A 17434-nucleotide genomic window follows, 5' to 3' on the forward strand; every position below is an offset into this window, starting at 1 on the left:
GAGGCTTAGGCGCGGGCTGCGCCGCTACCCTTGCGCGCTTGCCCGCCGCCATCCGCGAAGAGTTCGATCACGCGTTCGCGCAGCCAGCGATTGCCTTCGTCGTGCTGCACGCGCGCGTGCCAGAGCAAATGAATCGGCGCGGCGGGCAGCTTCATGGGCAGCGCGCTCAGGCTCAGCGAAAACGGCTTCGCCAGTTGCAGCGCCAGCCGCTCCGGCACCGTGGCGATCAGATCAGTGCGCTCGAGGATGTAGCCCACGCTCATGAAGTGCGGCACCGAGAGCCGCACCTGGCGCTTCACGCCGCGCCGTTTCAGCCATTCGTCGACCTGTCCGTGCCCCGTGCCCGCCGACACCACCACCAGATGCTCGGCCTCGCGCCAGGCCGCGAGCGTGAGCGGCGCATTCTCCAGCGGATGCCCGCGCCTGAAGAGGCAGACATAGCGCTGATCGAAGAGACGCCGCTGATAGAAGCCGCCTTTGAGTTGCGGCAGCAATCCGATGGCGAGATCGACCCGGCCGTCGGCCATCTCTTCGCTGAGATTGACGCCCGTATTGCGCACGGTGTTGAGCGCGACGCCCGGCGCTTCGCGCGCGAGACGCTCGAGCAGCGCGGGCAGGAACACGACCTCGCCGATGTCGGTCATGCCGATCGTCATGGTGCGCGTGGCGCGCAACGGATCGAACCCGGTCACGGGATTGAGCGCGCCGTGCAGCGTGGCGAGCGCCTGCGCGACCGGCTCTGCGAGACGCAGCGCGAACGGCGTGGGCACCACGCCGCCCGGCCCGCGCACGAAGAGCGGATCGCCCAGCAGGCGGCGCAGCTTCGCGAGCGCGTTGCTCACGCCGGGCTGGCTCATGTTCATCTGCTCGGCCACGCTCGCCACGCGCCGCTCGCGCATGAGCCGATGAAAAAGCAGCAGCAGATTGAGATCGATGTCGCCCAGTTCCATTCATTCAATCCAGTGATGAAGCAGATTCCTTCCATTTTATTGTGGAATGAGAAGCGGCTGCCGAGAATACGGACACGGTGTGAGCGTGACGAAGCAGCGCCAGCCGACCCCACCTATATGAATATCGGAGACACAGTCATGAAATCACGTGATCTGAAGATTGCGATCGTCGGCGCTGGCATCGGCGGCCTCACACTGGCTCTCGCGCTGCGCGAGCATGGCATCGACGCGCAACTCTTCGAGCAGACCGACGAGCTGCGCGAAGTGGGCGCGGCCGTCGCCCTCTCGGCCAACGCCACGCGCTTCTACGAGCGCATGGGCCTGCGACCGGCCTTCGAGAAAGTCTGCGCGGAAGTGCCGGGCCTCGTCTATCGTGACGGCCGCAGCGGCGCGGTGATCGGCCACCATCGCGGCGCACCGGACTCCCGCGGGCAATTCGGCGGCTCGTACTGGGGCGTGCATCGCGCCGATCTGCAAGCGGTGCTGTCGGGCGCGGTCGGGCTCGAGCGCATCAAACTCAGTCATCGGCTCGTCGATCTCGCGCAGCAACCCGACCACGTGAGCCTGACATTCGCCAACGGTGAACACGTCGATGCCGATCTCGTGATCGGCGCGGACGGCGCGCGCTCGATCACCCGGCGCTGGATGCTGGGTTACGACGACGCCCTGTATTCGGGCTGCTCGGGCTTTCGCGGCGTGGTGGCCGCGGAGCGCACGGACCTGTTGCCCGATCCCGAGACCATTCAGTTCTGGGTCGGGCCGGGCGGCCATCTGCTGCACTATCCGATTGGCGACAAGGGCGACCAGAACTTCCTGCTGGTGGAGCGCCATCCGTCGCCGTGGCCGTCGCGCGAGTGGGTCATGCCTGCCCAGGAAGGCGAGCAACTGCGCCTTTTCAGGGACTGGCACCCGGCCGTCGTGCAGATGATCACCGCTGTGCCGATCAGTCAGCGCTGGGGGTTGTTCCACCGCCCGCCGCTCGGCCGCTGGAGCAAGGGTCGCATCACGTTGATCGGCGACGCCGCGCATGCGCTCGTGCCGCACCACGGCCAGGGCGCGAACCAGTCGATCGAGGATGCCGTGGTGCTGGCCGACCAGCTGGCGAAGGCGGGCTCGGGTAACTGGCGCGAAGCGCAGCAAGCCTACGAGCGCCTGCGCCGGGGCCGCACGCGCAAGGTGCAGTACGCTTCGATTACCACGGCGGACGTGCTGCATCTGCCCGACGGCCCCGCTGCGCAGGAACGCAACGCCCGGCTCGGCTCGCGCGAGGGCGTGCTCAATCATCTGGACTGGATCCACGATTTCGACGCGCTTGCCCAGGAGCCGAACGAGCGCCAAGGGGGAACGTGGCTTTAAGGGTGACCGGCAAGCTGCACAGTTAATGATCCGTTAATCTCGGCACGCTAGAATCGGCGCTTTCAACCGACCCTTTCTGAGCACGGAGCGCCCATGCAAATCGCTGCCGATTCGCGCTACGACCTCGTAGCGCGCCTGCTTCACTGGCTCGTCGTCGCACTCGTCGCGGCGCAGTTCGTGATCGGCTGGACCATGCCCGATGTGCACCGCGACACGCGCCCCGTCGGCGAAATTGCGTGGCACCTGGGCGTCGGCACGGCGCTCGTCGCCGCCATGGTGTGCCGTCTGCTCTGGCGCGCCACCCATCGCCCGCCGCCCGACGACCAGACGCCGTTCATGCGTGCCGTGGCAGCCCTCACGCATGCCGGCCTCTACGCCCTGCTCATCGCGGTGCCCGTGCTCGGATGGATCAACGCGTCGTCGCGCGCGTGGGACGTCACGCTGTTCGGCGCCATCCCGCTGCCCGCGCTCTCCCCTGCGGGTTCATCGTTCGGGCACGCCATGGGCGACGTCCACAGCGTGCTCGCGTGGGTGCTGTTCGCGTTCATTTGCCTGCATGTGGCCGCGGCGCTGTTTCATCGCTTTGTGCTCAAAGATCGTGTGCTGCAGCGCATGAAGCTTTAGTCGTTACTGGCCACGCCGCGGCGGGTCCGGCTCGGTCACGAAGCCGACCTTCGCGAGTCCCGCGGCGCTCGCCGCCGAGAGCTGCTTCGCGACACGCCCGTACGGCGTGGCGCGATCGGCCGAGAGCCGGATTTCAGGCTGCGGCGTGAGCCGCGCGGCTTCTACCAGCCGCGCCGATAGAGCGGACTCCTGAACAGGCTGCCCGTTCCAGCTCATGTGGCCAAGCGCATCGACGACGATGTCGACGTGCGGCGCGGCCAGGTCCTCACGCTGGCTGCTCGCGCGCGGCAACGCCAGCTGCGCAGCATGGTGCAGAACCGGCAGCGTCACCATGAAGATGACGAGCAGCACGAGCATCACGTCGATGAGCGGCGTCATGTTGATGTCGGCCGTCGGCATCGCTTCGTCTTCCAGATCGCGATCGTCGTTCATACCCGTTCCTTCATCGTCCCACGCGGCGCAGGCGCGCTGCCTGTGAGCAACAGCGCGTGTACGCCGTATGCGAAGCGGTTGAGCTGCGCGACGATATCGCGCGAAACACGCGCAAGCGCGTGATACCCAAGCACGGCGGGAATCGCCACGCACAGGCCGAGCGCCGTCATGATGAGCGCCTCGCCAACCGGCCCCGCGACGTGTTCGAGACTGGCGTCGCCACTCGCGCCGAGTGCGAGCAGCGCATGGTAGATGCCCCACACGGTGCCGAGGAGGCCGACAAACGGCGCCGTGCTGCCGATCGAGGCAAGCAGGCCGAGACCGCGCTGAAGACGCGTCGAGCTCTCGTTCACCGAAGCCCTGAGGCTGCGCAGCAACCACTCGCTCAAGTCGACGCGCCCGCGATGCGCAGCGCCGCTCGCCCCGTGGTGCGCCAGCGCGCGCTGGCCTGCGCTGGCCAACTCGAAGAACGGCGTGCCCGCGGGCCCCAATGCATCGACGCCATCGTCGGCGTCGACGGCTTCCCGGAAGCGTCTTTGCGCGAAGCCCGAATGGCGGCGCAGACGCGCGAACTCGAACGCCTTCACTACGATCACCGACCACGACACGACCGACATCGCGATGAGCAGCGCCGCCACGAAGCGCGTCATCGGGTCGCCCTGGGTCCACAGGTGCGCGATTCCATAGGTTGGCATGAGATCCTCCGTTTCATTCGCTGAGGGTGAACGTGAACGGCACGTCGGCACGCGCGGGCGCCGCCTTGCCGTCCTCGGCATAGGGCTGGCAGCGGCTCGCGAGCGCCGCGTCGCGCGCCGCTTCGTCGAGCCTCGCGTAGCCGCTGGTCGTCGCTACACGCGCGGCGACTACGTGGCCGTCCGCTGCGGTATCGACTTCGATGATGGCCGTGCCCGCCTCGGCGCGGCGCAAGGACTGCGCGGGGTAGTCGGGCTTCGTGAGCGCGCAATCCAGATGGGCGACGCGGCGCGGCACGTCCACGGCAGGTGCCTGAGCGACGGGCGCAGGTTGCGATCGCGGCTGCGGTCCAGCTATGCGCTCCGTCGGCGTCGCGGCTTCGGGGGCAGCATGTGCGGACGGTGGTGGCGTTAGCGGCGGCGGCGTGCGTGTAATGCTTTGCGCACGCACAGGCGCTGGTGGACGGGTTCTAGCCGACTGCACACGATTATTCTGGATTGCTTCGTGAGTGGGTCGGCTCGGCGAAGACGTTCGCGCAGGCGCTTCGTTCTTGTTCGACACAGGCGGAATCGGCGCGATCAGCACGGCGTCAATGACCCTCACGCGCACCGGCATCGCGTGCGACGCGGGCGCCTCCCATCGCGCCACCGCAATCAGCGCGGCATGCAGCGCGAGCACGCCCGCGACCACACCGGCGATTGCGGCACGCCGCCCGAACGGGTGCTGGCCGAACGCCGCAGGCTCACCGCGATCGAAGCGCGCAACGACCGACGCCATGTCGATTCTCCACTCAAAGCGCGAGCGAGTTCTGCCGGCTGCGGAACACGATCGGCCGCTCGTCGTCGCGCGTTGGCCGTCTTGCGAACTCCACGGCCTGCACGATGCGGTCGTGATGCGGCGACTTCCCGCACACCGGGTCGACCGCGGCGGCGTCGCCGGTCAGCAGGTAGGCCTGGCATCGGCAGCCGCCATGATCGGCGTGACGCTCGTCGCAACTGCGGCAGGGGTCGCGCATCCAGCCATCGCCGCGAAACGCGTTGAACGCTTCGCTCTCGTACCAGATCTGCCGCAGCGGCACGTCGCGCACGTTCGGCAACACGAGGCCCGGCAACGAACGTGCCGCGTGGCAAGGCAACGCCGCGCCATCGGGTGCCACGCCGAGAAACACGCTGCCCCAGCCGCTCATGCACGCTTTGGGCCGCTGTTCGAAGTAGTCGGGCACGACGAACAGAATGCGGCACCGATCGCCAATCCGGGCGCGATAGCGGTTCACGGTCTCCTCCGCTTCGCGAAGCTGCTCAGCGGTGGGCATCAACTGGTCGCGATTCAGCATGGCCCAGCCGTAATACTGCGTGTTCGCGAGCTCCAGATAGTCGGCGCCCAGTTCGAGCGCCATGTCGATGATCTGCGCGATGTGCGGCAGATTGAAACGATGCAGCACGCAGTTGAGGACCATGGGATAGCCATGCGCCTTCACGAGCCGCGCAACGTTGCGCTTCAGTTCGAACGTGCGCGTGCTCGTGAGAAAGTCGTTGAGTTCGCGTGTGGAATCCTGCATCGACACCTGAATATGATCGAGCCCGGCCGCCTTGAGCCTCTCGATGCGCTCAACGTTCAAGCCGATCCCGGACGTGATCAGGTTCGTATAGAAGCCAAGCTGGCGCGCATGCGCGACGAGCGCTTCCAGGTCGTCGCGCAGCAGCGGCTCGCCGCCGGAAAAGCCGATCTGCGCCGCGCCCAGTTCGCGAGCGGCGCTGATGGTCGCGCGCCATGTTTCGGTGTCGAGTTCTTCGCCGTGCCGCGAGAAGTCCACCGGGTTGTAGCAGAACGCGCAATGCAGCGGGCAGCGGTAAGTCAGCTCGGCGAGCAGCCAGAGCGGCTTGGGCAGGGGGGCAGGAGCGGTCGCCATGTCAGTCGAGCCAGCCGCGCAGCCGCGCGTGATCGAGAAAGCGATAGACGTCGGGCGCCAGCTCGGAGGTACTGAAAAGCCGCTCCAGCTCGCCGATGATCTCGTCGAGTTCATGCGCGCCGTCACAACGCGCGAGTATCTCGCCCGCGCTCGAATTGAGCTGCACCATCCCTTCGGGATAGAGCAGAACGTAGGCGTCCTGGGCCGCCTCCCACTGCAAGCGGTACATGCCGCGCAAGCGCGGGCGCAGCGGCACGCCGCTGCCTGCATCGGGCACTATCGGATTCATATGGGCCACGCCTTTTCGACTGCATCGAGGATCGACCAGAGAATGTCGAGCTTGAACTGCAGGATCTCCACCGCACGCTGCTGTTCGGCGGGCGTGCGGAAATGGCTCAGCGTCACTTCGAGCCCGTGTTCGACGTCGCGCTGCGCGAGCGGCACGCGGCTGCGAAAATACTGAAGGCCTTGCGGCTCGATCCACGGGTAATGCGAAGGCCAACCCGCGAGCCGGTCCAGATGAATCTGCGGTGCGAACATCTCGGTAAGCGACGAACACACACCCTCCTGCCACGGCGCGCGCCGCGCGAAATTCACGTAGGCATCGACCGCGAAGCGCACGCCGGGCAGCACGAGTCGTTGCGACCACATCGTGTCCCGATCGACGCCAACGGCATCGCCCAGGCGCACCCAGGCTTCGATGCCGCCTTCGTTCTCGCCTTGCCCGTCGTGGTCGGTCAGACGCTGGATCCAGCGGCGGCGCGTGGCACGGTCGGGGCAGTTCGAAAGAATCGCCGCATCCTTGAGCGGAATGTTGATCTGATAGTAAAAGCGGTTCGCGACCCACCCGCGGATCTGCGCGGGCGAGCAACGCCCGCCGTTGAGCATGCGGTTGAATGGATGGTGGATGTGATAGCGCGATTCGAGGGCACGAAGACGCGATTCGAATTCATTCGCAGTCCATGATATTTCGTGCGTGTTTTCAAGCTTGAGAGGTGCGTTCATCGTCATACCTGAAACTGCATACCGTCGTGGGCCACGTCGATGCCGTGTGCACGCAGTTGGGCGTGCTCGACGGAATGCGGGTCGAGAATCGGATTGGTGTTGTTGATATGCGTGAGCACCTTGCGCGTGCCGCGCGGCAACGTGTCGAGCCAGTCGATCATGCCCGGCCGGCCGTCGTCACCGCGCTGCGCGAGATGCCCCATGTCGACCGCGTGCTTCGTCGAGAGGCCGAGGTCGATCATTTCGGTGGTGGTCCAGAACGTGCCGTCCACGAGCACGAGGTCGGCTTGGCGCATGGTGCCGAGCACGTCGGTGCTCATCTGCGCCAGACCCGGCGCATAGAACGCACGCGTGCCCGCTGCGATATCCTCGATCAAGAGTGCGATATTGTCGCCCGGCGCGGATGCCTCGCGGCGTGGCGAATATGGCGGCGGCTTGCTCTCCACGGGCAGCGCGGTAAAACGCAGCCCGGCGCAAGCGGCAACCGTGAACGGCTCGCCCGGCGCGACCGTATGTACCTCCACGCCGCAGTAGTGGCCGAGCAGCGGTACGAGCGGCAACCCGCTCGACAGATCGTCGAGCACCGGCGCACACGCATAGAGCGGCAACGGCGACGTGCGTTCGCGCAGCATCAGCAGGCCCGTTACGTGGTCGATCTGCGCGTCGGTCAGCACGACAGCCGCTAGCGCGCTATCGCGCGTTGCGCGAGCGGGCTGCAGATCGGGGTGCGAGCGCAACTGTGCAAGCAGATCCGGCGACGCATTGACGAGCACCCAGTCCACGCCGTCGCCGCTCACAGCGATCGACGACTGCGTGCGCGACAGCACATCGCTGCACGCCTGCCGCGCGCGGCGGCAATTCGCGCAGTTGCAGTTCCACTGCGGCAGGCCGCCGCCCGCGCCTGAACCCAGTATCCTGATCTTCATGATCGTTCTCGCTGCATGCCGCCCGCCACGCCCTGATAGCCGCGCGGGTGGCACGCTGCCGTGCGCTCATCGGTTGGCGATATACATCGTGATTTCGAAGCCGAAACGCAAGTCGGTATAAGCGGGGGTCGTCCACTGCATGACATGTCTCCTTGTTTGAGATTGAGGCTGCATACCGCATCGAATGTGCGGCCAGTCTCTTTAAAGCAAGGGGCATGCCGGTGTGAGCCAGCGTTCGCTCGATGCGGCCAGTGCTGCCGGCGCGGGAAGGAGTGTTGCGTTTCGGAACACGGGTGCTACAGGATGCAACACCCGTGGGACAGAGGAGGAGACAGGAAGTGGCCTGGCCGCGCGCGCGAATGGCGCTTCAGGCGTCGCCCGAACCGCGACCGGGATCGGCAGCGGGCATCTTGCGGTAGATGGTATTGCGCGACACGCCCAACGCCCGCGCCGCAGCCGACACGTTGCCGCCATGGCGCGCGAGTGTGGCCGCGATCGTCGAGGCGGTCACGTCTTCAAGGCGCGCATCCTCCGGCACCAGCGGCTCCGCGCGGGCATGCGCCGGGGGCAATGCCTGGGTCTGGCCGCAGCAGCGCAGATCGTCGAAGAAGTCGTCGGGCAGGTGCTCGCGCCGGATCTGGCCGTCATCGTCGACCATGGCTGCGGCCGTGCGCAGCAGGTTGCCGAGCTGGCGGAAGTTGCCGGGCCACGCGCAGCGCTCGAACAGCGCCATCACCTCCGCTGCGACGCTGAGCGGCTGCACGTTGGTACGCCCGTGCGATTCCCGGTGCAAGAGCTTTTGAATCACGACCGCGAGATCCGTGCGGTCGCGCAGCGGCGGCAGCCGCACCACGAGGCCATTGAGCCGGTAATACAGGTCCTCGCGAAAACGGTTCTGCGCGATCATCTCTCGCAAGTCGCGGTGCGTCGCGCAGATGATCGAGATATCGACGGGGATGGTCTTCGTCGAGCCGAGCGGATTGACCATGCGCTCCTGCAGCACACGCAAGAGGCGCACTTGCAGCGGATACGGCATGTCGCCGATCTCGTCGAGAAACAGCGTGCCGCCGTTCGCCTGCAACAACTTGCCCACCGCGCCCTTGCGCCGCGCGCCGGTAAATGCACCCTCCTCGTAGCCGAACAGCTCCGATTCAATCAGCGTTTCCGGGATCGACGCGCAATTCACCGCCACGAACGGCTGGTCGCGGCGCGGCGAATCGTTGTGAATGGCCTGGGCGAGCAGCTCCTTGCCCGTGCCGGTTTCGCCGGTGACGAGAACCGGGATGTCCTTGCCGATCACCTTGCGCACCTTCGCGATCACGAGCGCCACTTGCGGATCGCCCGTGTCGAGGTAGCTCAGGCGCGAGAGGCCCATGGAAGGCGGCTGCGCCGTTGCATAGGCGGCCGGCTGCACAGCCGAGCCATGCACCGCAACGGGTCGGGCGCCTTCGGCCAACGTGGCGCGCCTGAACTGCACGCGCGCGCAAACCACCGCCCCGCTCGCCAGATTGAGCATGAAGTGCGATTCCAACCCCGCACGCATACTGTCGATCAGCTGCGCGCTGGTGGTCTGGAATAGCGACGAGAGCGTATGAGCGCGCAGCGCGGCGAGCGAGAGGCCGAGCTGAAACTGCGCGCTGCGGTTGGCCGAGAGAAAACGCCCGTCGCAGGTGAAGGCGGCGATGCCTTCCATGAGTGTGCCGAGGAATTCCGGGCGGCCATGAAACGAGACCTGCAGCGTCTCCTGAAAAGTCGTCGCAAACAAATGATTCTCAATCATTTGCACGGACATGCGCGCGAGCGCCATGGTGTGCTGGTGATAGCTGCGATGATCGCCCGTCACGTCCAGCACGCCGATCACGTCGCCGTATGGGTCGAAGATCGGCACGCTCGAGCAGGTGAGGAAGCGGTTCGCCGCGAGGTAATGCTGGTCGCCGTGCACGACCATCGCGCAGCGCTCGGCGAGCGCGGTGCCGATCGCGTTGGTGCCCTGGCGGTCCTCGGCCCAGTTGGCGCCCGGCCGCAGCGCGACCTTTTCGGCGCGCTGGAGGAAATCGTCGTCGCCGATCGAATGCAGGATCAAGCCTTCGGCATTGGTCAGCACGATCATGCTTTGCGTGTTGACGATCTGCTCGTGCAGCGTCTCCATGACCGGCGTGGCATGCATGCACAGCACGCGGTTCTGCTCGCGCTTGAGCTCGAGGCCCGCACCCGAAAGCACGTCGTAATCCGGTCTCGCGCTCGCGCGCAGACCGAAGGTCTCCGAGCGCTCGTGTGCCTTCTGGATGGCCGGTGCGGGCCAGCCATTGGACACCTGGACCGCTTGCCCCGCGGCCATCTGTACGTCGTCGCGCATGCTCTCCTCCACGATTGGCCGGTACCTTGCCGGACACTTCGGTATTTCTCGGTGTCCTCTATTAGCAAGCTCCGGGCCATCCGGCCATCGAATCCAGCCAGCCGGTTTGCGCCGAACGCGCACGCGACGCGCAACACGCTGTGTAAGCGAACCGTATGCAACGCAACGTGCGTCGATCGAAACACGCGCCGCAGCGATTCGCCAGCCTGTGTATTACCGCAAATGGCCCGCGTGGAGGAATGCGGACTCACCCCGATGCGCGCATATGCAGCACATCCCTTCAATCCCATGCGTAATGCAGGCCCACCCAAAAACCGCGCGGCGCGCCTTGTCCGACGAATTGCTCGTTCACCGGATTCGCGCCGTCGAACGTGTGGCCGGGCCCGTTGAAGAAGTTCTGGCCCAGCACGCCGAAGCTCGCATAACGCTTGTCGAACAGGTTCGTCACGTTCGCGTAGACCTCCAGCCGCTTTGTGACGCGATAGCGCGTGTCGAGATCCACGAGCACATAGTCCGCGATCTTTCCATTGGCATCCTGATTGTTTTCGTCGCCTTGCGCATACACGCCGCTGCGCCATGTGATGTTCGTGCCGATGCTCCATTGCGCCGTGGCCGCGTAATCGAGCCGCAGCTTGACGGCATGCGCCGGAATGCCGGGCACGTGGTCGCCCGGCCGCACCGTGATGACGCCGTTCGCATCCGCCGACGAATTCGCGGAGCTTTGTTCGGTCCATGTCGAGCGGTAGGTCGCGTCCACGTAGCTGTAGTTCAGGCTGATGCCAACGGGGCCGAACGCCGTGTGACCCGCCAGCTCGACACCCTGGCGGCGCGTCTTGCCGACATTCTGAAAGTAGCCCTGCGTGCTGCCCGCCGCGCTCACGAACTCGATGTCGTTGGAGAGCGTGGTGCTGAATGCGGCGGCGCTCCACGTTGTCTGCGAGCCGATACGACCGCGCGCACCGGCCTCGAAAGTCTTCGAGACCACAGGCTGCAGCGCCGGATCGGCCACGAAGTCGTTCGGCAGCGAGCACGGCGCAGCGGGGTCCGCGCACGCAAGCTCGATTGCGGTGGGCGCGCGCATGCCTTCGTTGTAGGTCGCGTAGACCGTGACGGTGGGCAGCGGATTCCAGTTGAGCCCCACTGCGGGATTGAAGCGCGAGAACGTGTGATAGCCGTCGAGCAGCGGCTGCACGCCGCTTTCGTCTGCGATGCGCGCGCTCGCCCGGTCGTAGCGCCCCGACAGCGTGAGCGTCCATTGCGGCGTGAGCGTGAGCGTCTCGTTCAGGTAGAGGCCATAGTTAGCGTTGCGTGTTTTTGCATCGGTCTGCTGAACGAAATCGCCGATACCGACCGTCGCGCGGTCGGGCGTGAAGGCGGCATCCTGCGAAGACGAGACGTAGTGCGAGTTCGCGAAGTCCGCCGCCACGCCCGCAACGAGCTGGCTCCCGATGCCGCCCAGCTTGCCGAGCAGCGTCAGCTGCAGGCTCGCGCCAAAGCTGTCCGTCGTGACGATGGAATCGACGTTGCTGCCCTCCAGCGTATCGACGTCGCCGTCCGCGTCGATCGAGCCGTAATCGGTGTTGTTGTTGCTGCTCACGTTCTCGTTGCGCAGGTGCCGATAGTAAGCGTTGCCGCTCAACTCCACGTTGTCGTTGAAGAAGTGTTCGCCCGAGAGTGTGAGGTAGCCCACGCTGTTGCGGTTCAGGTCCGGAAACGTGTAGGCCTGTTTCGGGTTGTCCAGAAACGAGCGCGGAATGGTCTGGCTGCCGTATAGCTGGTTGTCCGCGCCGCCGCCCGAGATCGAGAGCGTCGTGTCGTCGTCGGTGTAGCGCAGCTTGCCGAATCCCTGGCGCACGCGGCTCGCGTTGTGGTCGGCCCAGCCGTTGTCGTTTGTGACGTTCGCGTTCGCGTAGTAGTCAACATGCGGCCCGAGCGTGCCGCCCTGCTCGAACTGCGCACTCTTGCGTCCCCATGAGCCGCCCGATAGATCGATGTCGCCGCCGGGGCTCGTGCGCCCGTTCTTCGTCGTGATCGCGATGGCGCCGCCCAGCGTGTTGAGGCCGTAGACAGGATTCGAGCCTGGAATGAGTTGGATCTTGTCGATCGCGCCGGTCGGTATCAGGTCCCAGTTCACCACGTCGCCAAACGGCTCGTTCACGCGCACGCCGTCGACGAACACCGACAATCCCTGAGGGGTGCCAAGCACCGGCGAGGCCGTGAAGCCGCGATAGTTCAGGTTCATCTGGAAAGGATTGCCTTGTGCGTCGGTCACACTCACGCCCGGCAGGTTCGCGGCGAAAAAGTCGGTCAGCGTTTCGCGGTGCTGTGTCGCGATGTCCTGCGCGTTCACGGTCTGCACGTTGGCCGGCACCTTCGCGAGCGGCGTACCGATGCCGAGCAGCGGCGTCGTGCCGACCACCACGACAGCGGGCAGAACGAGCGGGGCCGCCGTCGCGCTCGCCGCGCTGTTATCCGCTGCGCTCTGTGCCTGCGCGACGGCCAGCGTGGATGTACCGCTGCACAGCGCGCCCAGGGCGAGGCTCGTGCCGAGCGTCGCATACGCGCGCCTGGCGCCCACCGCCTTCTTTGGAATCAACTTTCGTCTCCATCTGTTTTTTTCGCGCTCGTGTAGCTCGACGCCGTAGCGTCGAGCGCCGACCGCTGCGCACACAACCGTCTCCTCTTTGCCGTGATCTAGCCAGGAACGTGCCAGCGTGCATCGGCACGCGCGATTGCGCGCAGCGTCCTTCGGCGCGACCGGCCCACTGTCACGTTCGCCAACACTTTTCGCGGCGGCCTGTACCGGAATGCAACACATCGGCCACGCACGGGGCACCTCGCCGGGAAGCCGGTCAACGGGCTGCATCGCCCGACACGCAACGCTTCGCGGCGAATGGCATACGACTTGCAAGAACGGCAGCGCACCCGGACCGGCCCCATCCCCCGCACATCCAGCCTGACCGCTTCCCGGCCGTGCATCGACAAATATTCAGGAGACGAAGATGAAGAGACGCTCGGCTGCGGCAAGCCGGCTTGCGACCTGCGCCATGGCCATCGCAGCGGCGATGTCCTTGAACGCGGGCCCAGTGGATGCCGCCTCGGACTATCCGCCCGTGACCTATGACCGCCTGACCCGCGCGCAAAGCGACCCGGGCTGGCTCACGTACTACCGCAGCTACAACGGCCAGTCGCACTCGCCGCTCGAGCAGATCGACGCGTCGAACGTCGGCGAGCTCAAACAGGCGTGGAGCTACCAGTTCCCCGCCGAACTGAAGCAGGGTTTCGAGGCGACGCCCATCGTCAACGGCAACTATCTCTTCGTCAGTACGCCGAAAGACAACGTCTACGCCTTCGATGCGAAGACGGGTACGCAACTCTGGAAATACGAGCCGAAGCTCGGCGCGGAGTCGTTCAAGACCGCGTGCTGCGACGTGGTGAACCGCGGCGTGGCGCTGTACGGCAAGAACGTCTATATCGCCATGCTGAGCGGCGAAATCGCCGCACTCGACGCGAAGACCGGCGACGTGGTCTGGAAGAAGCAGATGTTCGAACCGGGCCTCGGCTACGCGTTCTCGCTCGCGCCGCTTGCGCTCGACGGCTCGATCGTCGTGGGCACCTCGGGCGGCGAATACGGCATTCGCGGCTATATCGCCGCGCTGAACCCCGACGACGGCGCGATCGCGTGGAAGCGCTACACCATTCCGGGCTCAGGCGAAAAAGGCGCGGAGACCTGGCCCGACGGCATGCAGGCGCACGGCGGCGGCGCCGCGTGGCTAACCGGCACCTACGACGCCGCGAGCCGCACGCTGTACTGGGGCGTGGGCAACCCCGGCCCGTGGCTCGCCGCGCTGCGCCCCGGAGACAATCTGTACTCCGATTCACTACTCGCGCTCGACCCGAAGAACGGCAAGCTCAAATGGCATTACCAGTACACGAGCAACGACACATGGGACTATGACGGCGTCAACACGCCGATCCTCGCGAACATCCAGTACAAGGGCAAGGATTACGACGCCATCATCCACGCCGACCGCAACGGCTTCTTCCACGCCATCGACCGCCAAACGGGCAAGCTGATCTACGCGGAGCCATTCGTGAAGGCGAGCTCGGTCACGGGCTACACGGACGACGGCAAGCCGATTCAGGACCCGTCGAAATACCCGAAGGCCGGCACGACCATCGATACCTGCCCGAGCTTTCTGGGCGGCAAGAACTGGTGGTCGGTGTCCTACGATCCGGAGCGGCACATTGCCGTGGTGCCTTCGTTGCACGCGTGCATGAGCCTCTCGGGCAAGTCGGTGAGCTATATGGAAGGTCTCCCCTATCTCGGCGAAGGCTTCGAAATCAAGCCTGAACCGGGCAGCGAAGGCTATGGCGAGCTGCAGGCCATCGACGTGAACACCGGCAAGAAGCTCTGGGGCCACTGGAGCAAGATGCCCTGGAACGGCGGCGTGGCGACCACAGCCAGCGGTCTCGCGTTCAGCGGCTCGCTCGACGGCCATCTCTATGCGTTCGACGTCGCGACCGGCAAGGTGCTCTGGGAAAGCCCGCAGCTCGCGAGCGGCATCATCGCGCAGCCTTCCGTGTTCGAAGTCGACGGCAAGGAGTATGTCGCCGTGCTTGCGGGCTACGGCGGCGCGAATCCGATTTGGGGCGGCCCGATGGCCGATGTGGCAAAGGATGTCCCGCGCGGCGGCACGCTCTACGTGTTCGCACTGGACCGGGGCTGAACCTGGGCTGAACGACGTTCTCGCCTTTCGCCGCACGCTTGTGCGCAAGCCACCGCGCTTGCGTGCGGCCCCGACTTCACTGGAACACACGATCATGAATATCCGGATCACCTGGCTCGCCGTGGCCGCCGCGCTCGCGGCAGGCGGCGCGCATACCAGCGCCCATGCGGCGGCGAACGCCGTGCGTGTCTGCACGTTGCCGGGCAGCCCCACGGCCGCGCTCGACCAGGCCGTCGCGCGCGCCGTGCTGAAAACCGCTGGCGTGGTTGCGACGTTCGTCACCCACGGCATCGACGACGATGGCGGCGACGACGGCATCTCGGCGCACGAACTCGCCAGCGCGCTGGGCCGCGACTGCGATCTCGTTGCGGGCTTCCCGCGCTCGAGCGTCGCCGATGCGTCGGGTTCGCAGATGATTTTCTCGCAGGGCTACTTGCGCTCGGGCTATGTCAGCGTCACGCTACGCCACCCGCGCGCCGCCACGCCCGCTGCCGACGGCAAGGAAACGGTCGCGGCGACCTGGTCGAGCCCGTCGCAACTCATCGCCGTGCAGGAGAAGAACGCGCGCTTCGACCTGGAGAACACCTCCGAACTGACCGTCGACGCGGTCGCGAAAGGGCGCGCGCAGCGCGCGATCGTCTGGTATCCGGCCGTCGTGGCTTACCAGCGCGCGCATCCGCAACATCAATTCGCGGTCGCGGCGACGGCCTCGCCGTATGCCGACTGGCATCTCGTGTTCGCTTCCGGGGCCGGCATGCGTGCGCTGCAATCGCGCATCGACGACGCCCTTGCACGCATGAACGAAGACGGCCGTCTCGCCGCACTCACGCGCGGCTGGACGCTGCCGGACAGCGCCGCGAGCGAGGCGCATTCGAGTGCGCCATCGCTCGAAAGCACGAAAGCCTCGTATGGGCGCAGCGCCATGCACGGCCCAGGCGCCATCATCAAGGTCGCTGCAACGACTGGCGGCAACGCGCCCGCATTCGATCACGAACAGGTCGAGCACGGCCAGCATCTTTATTCGGAATCCTGTGCGAAATGCCACGGCGCGCAACTCGAGGGCATTACAGCGCCCGCGCTGAGCGGCCCGGCCTTCGCCCCGGCTGCGAATTCGCATTTGACCATCGGCGGCATCTATCAGTACATGTCGACCAACATGCCGGCCGACCGCCCGGGCAAGATGACCGATCAGGAGTACGCCGATTTGATGGCCTTCCTGCTCTACACGAACGGCTATGACACGGGCGATGCGAAGCTCACTTCCGAAGCCGCGCAATTGTCGACCACGCCGCTCAACGCCGGACCGCGCCACTAACGCAACTCAGGAAACCAGCATGATCTCCCGCAATCGCAGAACCTTCATCCTTCACACCGCCGGTCTTTGCGCCGCGCTCGCCACGGCCGGGCGCGCACTCGCGGGCCCCGCCCTCGTCGACGAGAACGACACCACCGCGAAGTCGCTGGGCTACCGCGCCAAAGCCAGTAGCGTTGACGCAGGCAAGTTTCCGAAGTACGCAGCGGGTCAGCGCTGCGCGAGTTGCCGCTTCTATGCCGGCGCGGCGGCCGACGCCTCGGGCGCGTGCCCGATGTTCCCGGGCAAGGCAGTGGCCGCCGACGGCTGGTGCAACGTCTACGCCCCACGGGCCTGAGTGCCCGCCACCACGCGCGCTCACAGCGCCATGCCGCCGTCGATGGTGAGGCTCGACCCCGTCAAATAGCCGGACTCCTTGCGCGCGAGCCACGCAACGAGCCCGGCAATCTCGTCCGGGTCCGCCGCGCGCTTGAGCGGAATGAGCGGTTTAATTACCTCGATGTGCTCGGCGGTCATGTCGGTGATCGCGCAAACGGCGGACCGGTTGATGCAGCTTGGGTTGCCCACGATACGCGGCAACCACGAAAGACAGCTGCTTGGCGCGGATGGCACTCGCATGGGGCCATCGGACCGCTTTGCGCGGCGTGCTGAGCGAAGCACAGCTGGAATGGGTCGGCGCATTGCCTGCCACGCTATGGCTCGAAAGCGACGTGCTGCTCGTGCACGGCACGCCGCAGGACGACCTCTCCTGTTTCCTCGAAACCGTCACGGCCAGCGGATGCCGAACGGCCACGCATAGCGAGGTCAGACGCCGCGCGGCCGAAGTCGAGGCGGCGTTGATCTTGTGCGGCCATACGCATCTCGCGCGCACGATGCAGCTGGCCGACGGCCGCCTCATCGTAAACCCAGGCAGCGTCGGCCTGCCCGCATACGAAGACACGCATCCGTTTGCGCATCGTATGGAAACGGGGACGCCGCATGCGCGCGACGCGAGCGTCACCCGTACCGCGCGCGGCTGGGACGTGGAGTTTCGCGCCGTGGAGTACGACGGGCACGCGGCGGCCGAACGTGCGGCCGCCAATGGCCGGCCCGACTGGGCAGCGGCGCTTCGCACCGGTTATTGCTGATCGTTTTTGCCGAT

At 66.1% G+C, this 17434-nt stretch carries 17 protein-coding genes and 1 pseudogene; 6 read left to right on the forward strand and 12 right to left on the reverse strand.

The genetic code is table 11. From position 1 onward, the window contains the following. Positions 1-5 precede the first annotated feature (5 nt). Positions 6-950 (reverse strand): LysR family transcriptional regulator, encoded by a 945-nt coding sequence (locus BFD71_RS05845; protein WP_069262312.1) that lies wholly within the window; start codon positions 948-950, stop codon positions 6-8. A gap of 138 nt (positions 951-1088) precedes the next feature. Between BFD71_RS05845 and BFD71_RS05850 the strand changes: the two genes are divergently transcribed. Next, entirely contained in the window at positions 1089-2306 is a 1218-nt protein-coding gene (locus BFD71_RS05850) for an FAD-dependent monooxygenase (protein ID WP_069262313.1), read from the forward strand. Between the two features lie 93 nt (positions 2307-2399). Further along, positions 2400-2930: a cytochrome b gene (locus BFD71_RS05855; protein ID WP_069262314.1), complete on the forward strand. Its 531-nt coding sequence runs from the start codon at positions 2400-2402 to the stop codon at positions 2928-2930. A 3-nt stretch (positions 2931-2933) separates the two neighbouring features. Here the strand turns inward: BFD71_RS05855 and BFD71_RS05860 are convergent, their stop codons facing one another. The 10 genes from BFD71_RS05860 to BFD71_RS05900 all read right to left on the reverse strand — a co-directional run bounded on the left by BFD71_RS05860 (position 2934) and on the right by BFD71_RS05900 (position 12847). Then, entirely contained in the window at positions 2934-3362 is a 429-nt protein-coding gene (locus tag BFD71_RS05860; RefSeq protein ID WP_069262315.1) for an ExbD/TolR family protein, read from the reverse strand. Then, complete coding sequence (locus BFD71_RS05865) at positions 3359-4057, reverse strand: MotA/TolQ/ExbB proton channel family protein (RefSeq protein WP_069262316.1); 699 nt, start codon at positions 4055-4057, stop codon at positions 3359-3361. The genes BFD71_RS05860 and BFD71_RS05865 overlap by 4 nt, the downstream gene beginning before the upstream one ends. A 13-nt stretch (positions 4058-4070) precedes the next feature. After that, the gene (locus tag BFD71_RS05870; RefSeq protein WP_069262317.1) at positions 4071-4832 is read right to left on the reverse strand and encodes an energy transducer TonB; all 762 of its coding nucleotides are present in this window, start codon (positions 4830-4832) and stop codon (positions 4071-4073) included. Positions 4833-4845: 13 nt separating this feature from the next. Continuing rightward, positions 4846-5964 (reverse strand): pyrroloquinoline quinone biosynthesis protein PqqE, encoded by a 1119-nt coding sequence (gene pqqE / locus BFD71_RS05875; protein ID WP_069262318.1) that lies wholly within the window; start codon positions 5962-5964, stop codon positions 4846-4848. Between the two features lies 1 nt (position 5965). Continuing rightward, on the reverse strand, positions 5966-6253 hold the full coding sequence (gene pqqD / locus BFD71_RS05880) for a pyrroloquinoline quinone biosynthesis peptide chaperone PqqD (protein ID WP_069262319.1): 288 nt from the start codon (positions 6251-6253) through the stop codon (positions 5966-5968). Then, a complete protein-coding gene (gene pqqC / locus BFD71_RS05885; protein ID WP_069262443.1) occupies positions 6250-6969 on the reverse strand; it encodes a pyrroloquinoline-quinone synthase PqqC in 720 nt (239 codons plus the stop codon). Before pqqC ends, pqqD begins: the two co-directional genes overlap by 4 nt. A gap of 2 nt (positions 6970-6971) precedes the next feature. Then, positions 6972-7895 (reverse strand): pyrroloquinoline quinone biosynthesis protein PqqB, encoded by a 924-nt coding sequence (gene pqqB, locus BFD71_RS05890; RefSeq protein ID WP_069262320.1) that lies wholly within the window; start codon positions 7893-7895, stop codon positions 6972-6974. A 66-nt stretch (positions 7896-7961) separates the two neighbouring features. Beyond that, positions 7962-8036: a pyrroloquinoline quinone precursor peptide PqqA gene (gene pqqA / locus BFD71_RS38940; protein WP_006410019.1), complete on the reverse strand. Its 75-nt coding sequence runs from the start codon at positions 8034-8036 to the stop codon at positions 7962-7964. 226 nt (positions 8037-8262) lie between these two features. Then, complete coding sequence (locus BFD71_RS05895) at positions 8263-10251, reverse strand: sigma-54-dependent Fis family transcriptional regulator (protein ID WP_069262321.1); 1989 nt, start codon at positions 10249-10251, stop codon at positions 8263-8265. A 280-nt stretch (positions 10252-10531) separates the two neighbouring features. Next, positions 10532-12847: a TonB-dependent receptor gene (locus BFD71_RS05900; protein ID WP_069262322.1), complete on the reverse strand. Its 2316-nt coding sequence runs from the start codon at positions 12845-12847 to the stop codon at positions 10532-10534. A 406-nt stretch (positions 12848-13253) separates the two neighbouring features. On the opposite strand from BFD71_RS05900, the gene BFD71_RS05905 reads away from it, so the two are divergent. The 3 genes from BFD71_RS05905 to BFD71_RS05915 all read left to right on the forward strand — a co-directional run bounded on the left by BFD71_RS05905 (position 13254) and on the right by BFD71_RS05915 (position 16630). Next, positions 13254-14981 (forward strand): methanol/ethanol family PQQ-dependent dehydrogenase, encoded by a 1728-nt coding sequence (locus BFD71_RS05905; protein WP_069262323.1) that lies wholly within the window; start codon positions 13254-13256, stop codon positions 14979-14981. Positions 14982-15075: 94 nt separating this feature from the next. Beyond that, positions 15076-16296, forward strand: coding sequence for a c-type cytochrome (locus BFD71_RS05910; RefSeq protein ID WP_069262324.1), 1221 nt, complete (start codon positions 15076-15078; stop codon positions 16294-16296). Positions 16297-16315: 19 nt separating this feature from the next. Next, on the forward strand, positions 16316-16630 hold the full coding sequence (locus tag BFD71_RS05915; protein ID WP_069262325.1) for a high-potential iron-sulfur protein: 315 nt from the start codon (positions 16316-16318) through the stop codon (positions 16628-16630). Positions 16631-16650: 20 nt separating this feature from the next. Here the strand turns inward: BFD71_RS05915 and BFD71_RS40335 are convergent, their stop codons facing one another. After that, complete coding sequence (locus BFD71_RS40335; protein WP_141710581.1) at positions 16651-16809, reverse strand: SDR family oxidoreductase; 159 nt, start codon at positions 16807-16809, stop codon at positions 16651-16653. 10 nt (positions 16810-16819) lie between these two features. On the opposite strand from BFD71_RS40335, the pseudogene BFD71_RS05925 reads away from it, so the two are divergent. Next, positions 16820-17420: pseudogene (locus BFD71_RS05925) on the forward strand (metallophosphoesterase family protein); the annotation flags it as partial. Positions 17421-17434: the final 14 nt, after the last annotated feature.

The sequence above is a fragment of the Paraburkholderia nodosa genome, from assembly GCF_001718195.1.
GTDB lineage: Bacteria > Pseudomonadota > Gammaproteobacteria > Burkholderiales > Burkholderiaceae > Paraburkholderia > Paraburkholderia nodosa_A.